Consider the following 6,315-nt stretch of genomic DNA (forward strand, 5'->3'; position numbering starts at 1 on the left):
TTCGTGGCGGTCGTGGGCCCCTCGGGCTCCGGCAAGTCCACCCTGGTGCACTGCCTGGCCGGGCTGGACACCCCGGACCGCAACCCCGAGACCCGCATTGCCGTGGGCGGCCAGGACATCGCCGGGCTTTCCGACGACCAGCTGACCCGCTTCCGCCGCGACCACGTGGGCTTCGTGTTCCAGGCGTTCAACCTGGTCCCCACCCTCACCGCGCGCCAGAACATCGAGCTGCCGCTCTCGCTCGCGGGCAGGAAGGTGGACACCGCCCGCCTGGACGTCCTGGCCACCACGCTGCAGATCACCGAGCGCCTGGACCACCGCCCGGACGAGATGTCCGGCGGGCAGCAGCAGCGGGTGGCAATCGCGCGCGCTCTGCTTTCCCAGCCGGACGTCGTGATCGCGGACGAGCCCACGGGCGCGCTGGACTCGGCGACGTCGGACGAGGTGCTGGCCCTGCTGCGCCGCTGCGTGGACGAACTGGGCCAGACCGTCGTGGTGGTCACCCACGACACCACCGTGGCCGAGGCCGCGGACCGTGTGGTGCGTGTGCGCGACGGCCAGATCGTGGCCGACGACACCCGGGGAGGTGTGCGCTGATGCTGAAGGTCGTCACCTCCCGCCTGACCCGGCAGCGGAGCCGCTACGCGCTGGTGGTGGTGTGCGTGGCCGTGTGCGCCGCGTTCATGACTGCGGCGCTCGGTCTGGCCAGCACCCTGAGCACCAGCCTGGCCTCCAACCTGGCTGCGCCCTACAAGAACGCCGACGCCGTGGTGACAAGCCCCGACGCGGAGAAGGCCCCCGCCACCGCGGACGCCCAGCAGATCTCGAAGATCGAGCAGCTCACGCAGGTGGACAGTGCCTGGGCCCCGCAGTCTACGCTGGCGCGCGTGGAGGGAAGCAGCTCGGCCTCCGGCCCCGCCATGACGCTCGTGAGCGATCTCCCCTCGGAGACCTCGTTGCTGCCCACCTCCGTGTCGGAGGGGAAGCTGCCCGAGACGCCCCAGCAGATCGTGACCACCGAGAAGATGGCGGACGAGCTGCACGCAGGCGTGGGTGACACCGTGGTGCTCGGGCAGGCGGGGGACGACAACGGCGGCACCGCGCAGTACACCCTGAGCGGCGTCACGCAGAACGCGTCCTCCTCGAGCCTGCCCGACTGGTACGCCACGAGCGCCGGTCTGGAGCGCATTCCGGGGCAGACCCCGGGAGTCGCGAGCGACCAGCAGGCCATTCTGCTGCGCACCCACGGAACCCTGGACCAGGAACAGCTCGGTTCTTTGGCCGCCGAGGTCAACCGCATCCTGGGGACGGGGCAAGCCGGCCAGCCGGCACTGGACGTGAAGACCCCAGAGCAGATGGCGGACGACTCCCTGCAGCAGATGTCCCAGGGGACCGACGTCATGGCCATTTTCCTGGGCCTGTTCGCCGGGATCTCCGTGCTGGTCGCGCTGCTGGTCGTCACCAACACGCTGTCCGTGCTCACCGCCCAGCGGGCCCGTGAGCTCGCTCTGCTGCGCTGTGTGGGGGCCACCGGTTCCCAGCTGCGCCGCGCGGTGCTGCTGGAGGGGCTGTTCATCGGCGTGCTCGCGTCCGCCCTGGGCGTGGCCGCCGTGGCCGGTCTCGTGGCGCTGCTCAACGTCTCAGGTCTCGCCGGGGCCCTCACGTTGACCCTCGCGCCGCGGGACATGCTGGTCGGCTTCGTCACCGGTGTGCTGCTGACCGTGATCGCGTCCCTGGGCCCGGCTCGTCGTGCCCGTGGCGCCTCCGCGCTGGACGGGCTGCGCGGCTCCCGGGCCGCGGACGGGATGCCCGTGGTGCGCGTGGTCCTCGGTGCCCTCGTGCTCGTGGCCGGTGCCACTGCCCTGGTGCTCGGAGCCACCCAGCACAGCGCCGGTTTCGGCATCGCGGGAGGCCTCGCCTCCTTCCTGGGCGTGGTGCTGACCTCACGGGCCTACATTCCGGGTCTCGTGAGGGGTGCGGGAAAGCTGCTGCCCGGCGGCATCCCCTCCCGGTTGGCCGCCGCGAACGCCGCGCGCTACCCCACCCGCACGAGCACCACGGCCACCGCGCTGCTGATCGGCGTGCTACTGGTCTCCACGGTGCTCACGGGCCAGCACGTGGCCCGAACCACGCTGCTGGACCAGCTCGACCACGACCGCCCCGTGGACATCTCCGTCCCGGCAAATGCGGGCCAGCTCAGCCACCAACAGGTGACGGACCTCCAGAACCTGCCGGACGTGGCGGGCGTGCAGACCGACGGCAGCCTGCCGGCCGGCTCCAGTGCCGCCGTCGACGCCGTCCAGTACCTCGATGTCCAGAAGGCGGGAGACCTGCAGAAGTCCGTGGCGGACATCCTGCACGTGGATTCGAGCCAGCTGGGTGGTGCCTTGATGGAAAAGGCCGGCTACGTCTCCATCTTGGACATCCTGCTCACTGTGGTCCTCGGTCTGCTCGCGGTGGCCGTGGTGGTCTCCGTGCTGGGCATCGCCTCCACCACCTCCCTATCCGTGCTGGAGCGTTCCCAGGAGAACTCGTTGCTGCGGGCTCTGGGGCTGTCCAAGCGGCAGCTGGGTGCACTGATCCGCCGTGAGGCACTCGTAATTTCCCTCGTGGCCACCGTGGTGGGTCTCGTGGTGGGGTGGCTGTTCGGCGTGCTGGGGGTGATGGCAGTGCTCCCGGACAGCTTCGCGGTGCAGCCCGTGGTGCCCTGGGCAGGGTTCCTCCTGATCCTGGCCGGTGCCGTGGTGGTGGCCGTCCTCGCCTCGGCCCTGCCGGTGCGGCGGGCCACGAAGCTCAGCCCGGTGCAGGGCATGGCGCGGGCGGACTGACTCCGTCCGCTCCAGAACCGGGGGCGTGGCCGTGTACGGGCGGCCGCGCCCCCCTTTCCCTGTCCTCGCGCGCTGTGAACCGCACGACGCACGCTGTGGCCCTGCGGCGCGGAGGAGGCTGTACGGCATCGTCGCCGGAGGGGCGGGCGGCTACCGCGGGGCGTCCCCCTCCATGAGGCGATCCAGCGCCGCCAGGAGGTGCTCGAGGACGGCGTGCTTCTCGGTGTCGTCCTCCGGGAGCAGGCCCATGACCGCCTGTTGGTAGAGGCCGTCGCCCATGGCCTGGACCGCGGCGGCCACCACCGGGTCCCCCACATCCGCGAGCACCACGCGGTACCACGCGCTCGAAACGCGCTCGCAGGTCTGCCGGGCGCCCGGCTCGCGCGCCTGGACCAGCCGGAAGGCGACGCCCAGGCTGCGGTCCAGGGGGCTGTCCTCGTAGAGGGAGGTCGCCAGGAACTCGCGCGCCGCACCCCGGGACGACGCCGTCAGCCGCGCCAGGTCCTCCTCCGCCAGCTCCTCGCAGCGGGCCAGAGCGGCGTCCACGAGGGCCTGCCGGTGGGGGAAGTGGTAGAGCAGACCCCCCTTGGAGACCCCCGCCTGCGTGGCGACGGCGTCCAGGGTCGCCGCGCGCTCGCCCTCCGTGAGGACCAGGTGCTCGAAGGCGCAGAGGAGCTTCTCGCGGGCTGCTGGTTTGCGGGGCATGGGACGCGGGAACCTCACATGGTGACGGGAATCATTGCGGACCGGACGCCGTTAACTGTACCGTCTGGACGGGAAAGACTCACGAGGCGCTCCACGAGGTGGGGCTCGGTACGACGGTGTACGGCTCGTGCCACCGCTCATCCGCTGCTCTCAACCCAGGAGGTCCCCGTGTCCGTGGCGCTCGACCACCAGCCCAGGGCAGGCACCCGCGAGTGGGTCGCCCTCGGCGTGCTCATGCTGCCCGTGCTGCTGGTCACCGTGAACAACACCGCCCTGAGCTTCGCCCTGCCCGCCATCTCGCAGGGGCTGCAACCCACCGCGGCGCAGCTGCTGTGGATCGTGGACGTGTATCCCCTCATGCTTGCGGCGCTGCTGATCCCCATGGGCAGCCTGGGGGACCGGATCGGGCGCCGGAAGATGCTGGTGATCGGCTCCTCCGGGTTCGGGCTGATCTCCCTGTTCGCGGCGTTCGCGCCCACGGCCGAGTGGCTGCTCGCGGCCCGCGTGGGGATCGCCGTGTTCGGGTCCATGCTGCTGCCCACCACGCTCTCGCTGCTGCGCACCGTGTTCCGCCACGACGCCCAGCGCAGCCTGGCCATCGCCATCTGGACCGCCGGGTTCAGCGCCGGTGCCGCACTGGGGCCCATTGCGGGCGGGTTCCTGCTCAACCACTTCTGGTGGGGGTCCGTGTTCCTGCTGGCCGTCCCCGTGCTGCTCGCGTTCCTGGTGGCCGCGCCCCTGGTGCTGCCCGAGTCCAAGGACCCGAACCCCGGGCCCGTGGATCCGCTGTCCATCGTGCTGGCGGTGCTGACCATGGCCCCGGTGGTCTACGGGATCAAGACGTTGGCCACGAGCGGGTCGCCCCTGGAGAGCATCGTGTTCATCGCCCTGGGCATGGTGTGCGGGATGCTCTTCGCGCGCCGCCAGGTGGCCAAGGACTACCCCATGCTGGACCTGCGCTTCTTCCGCAGCGCCCGCTTCTCCGGCGGGCTGGCCGTGAACACGGTGTCCAACGTGGCGCTGTTCGGCTTCCTGTTCTTCTTCACGCAGTACCTGCAGCTGGTCAACGGCCGGGACCCCATGAGCTCCGGTCTGCTGATGGTCCCCGGGCTGGTGCTGTCCATCCTGGCGGGGCTCGGTGCGGAGCGGATCGCGCGTGCCACGGGCCTGCGCACCGCCGTGGTGCTGGGCCTGGCGCTGGTGGCCGGTGGCTTCCTGGTGGTCGCGTTCACGGACCAGCAGGCGTCCGCGGTGCCCGTGATCGTGGGCTTCACCCTGATGAGCGCGGGTACCGGGCTGGCCACTACCCTGTCCACGGACCTCGTGGTCTCCTCCGTGCCCGAGGCGAAGGCGGGCGCGGCGTCGGCGGTATCCGAGACCGGGTACGAGGTGGGCGCCGTGCTCGGCACCGCCGTGCTGGGCGGGCTGACCACCGCGTTCTACCAGGGCGACCTGGAGCTGCCCGCGGGCGTTCCTGCGGACGGCGCCCAGGCCGCCCGGGAGACGCTGGGCGGCGCCTTCGACGTGGCCGCCAACTCCTCCCTGGGCCCCGCGATCGCCGACGCCGCCACGGCCGCCTTCTCCGCCGGCATGCAGTGGACGTCGCTGATCGGCGGAGTGCTGGTCGCCGTCGTCGCCCTGGTCCTCGCCCGCGTGCTGCGGGCGGACCGCAGGGTGCGCCGCGGCGAGGGGTGAGACGCTCCGGGCGACGTCGCGGCGTCGCCCGGGATGCCCGGCCCCTGCCATGCTGTCCGGCTCGACCATCCCGTTCTCACAGAGCACTCGCGGGTGTACCCTGACATTGCGAGGCCCTATGTGGCATCTCTAGCCGCTCCGGGGGTCTCGCACCTCGCAAACCCCTGACCTATGGTCGGGGGTTTTTGCGTCAGGGGCACCAGATGATGCCGTGCTCGGACGTCGGCAACCACCGGGGTGCCATCTTCCTGTAAGCACGAATGGCGTCCGTGACCGGGCGGTGTGTGGCACCCCAGATCTCTGGATGGGTCTGCGCGTGCAGCTGGTAGGCGCCGTAGGCGATGAGATCCGTAGCCTGGATCAGCTGGTTGTACCTGCTGTCCTGCATGATCACGTCCTCGATCACGCGTCGAGTGTGCAGATCGAGCGCGCGGTGCGCCTTACGGTACGGGGTAGAAGCACGCAGTGCGGTGTCCCACTCTGCACGGGCCTGCGCTGGAGACAGTGGCGCGCAAGGTTCGCCGTACCCCTGCTGGCCGTCGTAGAAGACCATGACCGTGGTGTCGTTCTCCTCCGCCCAGCCGTCGAGCCACCGGAGCAAGGTGTTGTATGACTCCGTGGACGACCTGCACGGGGTGGCGATCGTGACCACGAGAGCACCCTCCGCCGCAGCCAGTGCTGAGAGCATGATTCGGCCTGTCGCGGCTCGACGAGGTGTGGAGAACAGCCTCTCCTGACCTTCGGTCTCGCAGTACTTCCCGCGCCCCTTGTACAACTCGTTGGCATGCAGCTCCCGGGTGGTGGGAATGCCGAACTCGTGGTGGATGGCCCGGCGGCCTCCCAGCCATGCGGCCATCACCTCGTTCCACCGGTCGTCGGGCACGATGAGTGCGGTCAGGGTGGTGCCGTGCCTGGAGTCCCCGGAGTCATCGACGTAGACGAGGTGCATGCTGTCCGAGCCTAGGGCGTGTCTGACAAAGCCTTCGCCCAGGTGATGACGGAGTGCAGGATGATGGCGGCGCGGTAGGTCACAGCGTGTTTGTCGTACCGGGTCGCGATGGCGCGCCATTGTTTGAGCTGGCAGTAG

General features: G+C 70.4%; 5 protein-coding genes and 1 pseudogene. 3 read left to right on the plus strand and 3 right to left on the minus strand.

Annotation, left to right across the window (positions count from 1 at the left end; genetic code table 11):
• The coding region (locus tag CWC38_RS10550; RefSeq protein WP_240625222.1) for an ABC transporter ATP-binding protein at positions 1-597 on the plus strand (597 nt) is incomplete at its 5' end.
• Positions 597-2,828, plus strand: coding sequence for an FtsX-like permease family protein (locus tag CWC38_RS10555; RefSeq protein ID WP_121846694.1), 2,232 nt, complete (start codon positions 597-599; stop codon positions 2,826-2,828). The genes CWC38_RS10550 and CWC38_RS10555, both read left to right, overlap by 1 nt.
• A 150-nt stretch (positions 2,829-2,978) precedes the next feature.
• Here the strand turns inward: CWC38_RS10555 and CWC38_RS10560 are convergent, their stop codons facing one another.
• Positions 2,979-3,533, minus strand: coding sequence for a TetR/AcrR family transcriptional regulator (locus CWC38_RS10560; RefSeq protein ID WP_121846695.1), 555 nt, complete (start codon positions 3,531-3,533; stop codon positions 2,979-2,981).
• 168 nt (positions 3,534-3,701) lie between these two features.
• Between CWC38_RS10560 and CWC38_RS10565 the strand changes: the two genes are divergently transcribed.
• A complete protein-coding gene (locus CWC38_RS10565) occupies positions 3,702-5,228 on the plus strand; it encodes an MFS transporter (RefSeq protein WP_206059897.1) in 1,527 nt (508 codons plus the stop codon).
• Positions 5,229-5,418: 190 nt separating this feature from the next.
• Here the strand turns inward: CWC38_RS10565 and CWC38_RS10570 are convergent, their stop codons facing one another.
• Both CWC38_RS10570 and CWC38_RS12470 read right to left on the minus strand, forming a co-directional pair.
• Entirely contained in the window at positions 5,419-6,177 is a 759-nt protein-coding gene (locus CWC38_RS10570) for a DUF3800 domain-containing protein (RefSeq protein WP_121846696.1), read from the minus strand.
• An 11-nt stretch (positions 6,178-6,188) separates the two neighbouring features.
• Positions 6,189-6,315 (minus strand): annotated as a pseudogene (locus tag CWC38_RS12470) (IS5/IS1182 family transposase); the annotation flags it as partial.

Source organism: Kocuria tytonicola (assembly GCF_003687455.1).
Lineage (GTDB): Bacteria > Actinomycetota > Actinomycetes > Actinomycetales > Micrococcaceae > Kocuria > Kocuria tytonicola.

Excerpts from the sequence above, each read along its gene's own strand:
- CWC38_RS10570 (WP_121846696.1), bottom strand. The coding sequence starts at position 6,177 with ATGCACCTCGTCTACGTCGATGACTCCGGGGACTCCAGGCACGGCACC.
- CWC38_RS10560 (WP_121846695.1), bottom strand. The coding sequence starts at position 3,533 with ATGCCCCGCAAACCAGCAGCCCGCGAGAAGCTCCTCTGCGCCTTCGAG.
- CWC38_RS10555 (WP_121846694.1), top strand. The coding sequence starts at position 597 with ATGCTGAAGGTCGTCACCTCCCGCCTGACCCGGCAGCGGAGCCGCTAC.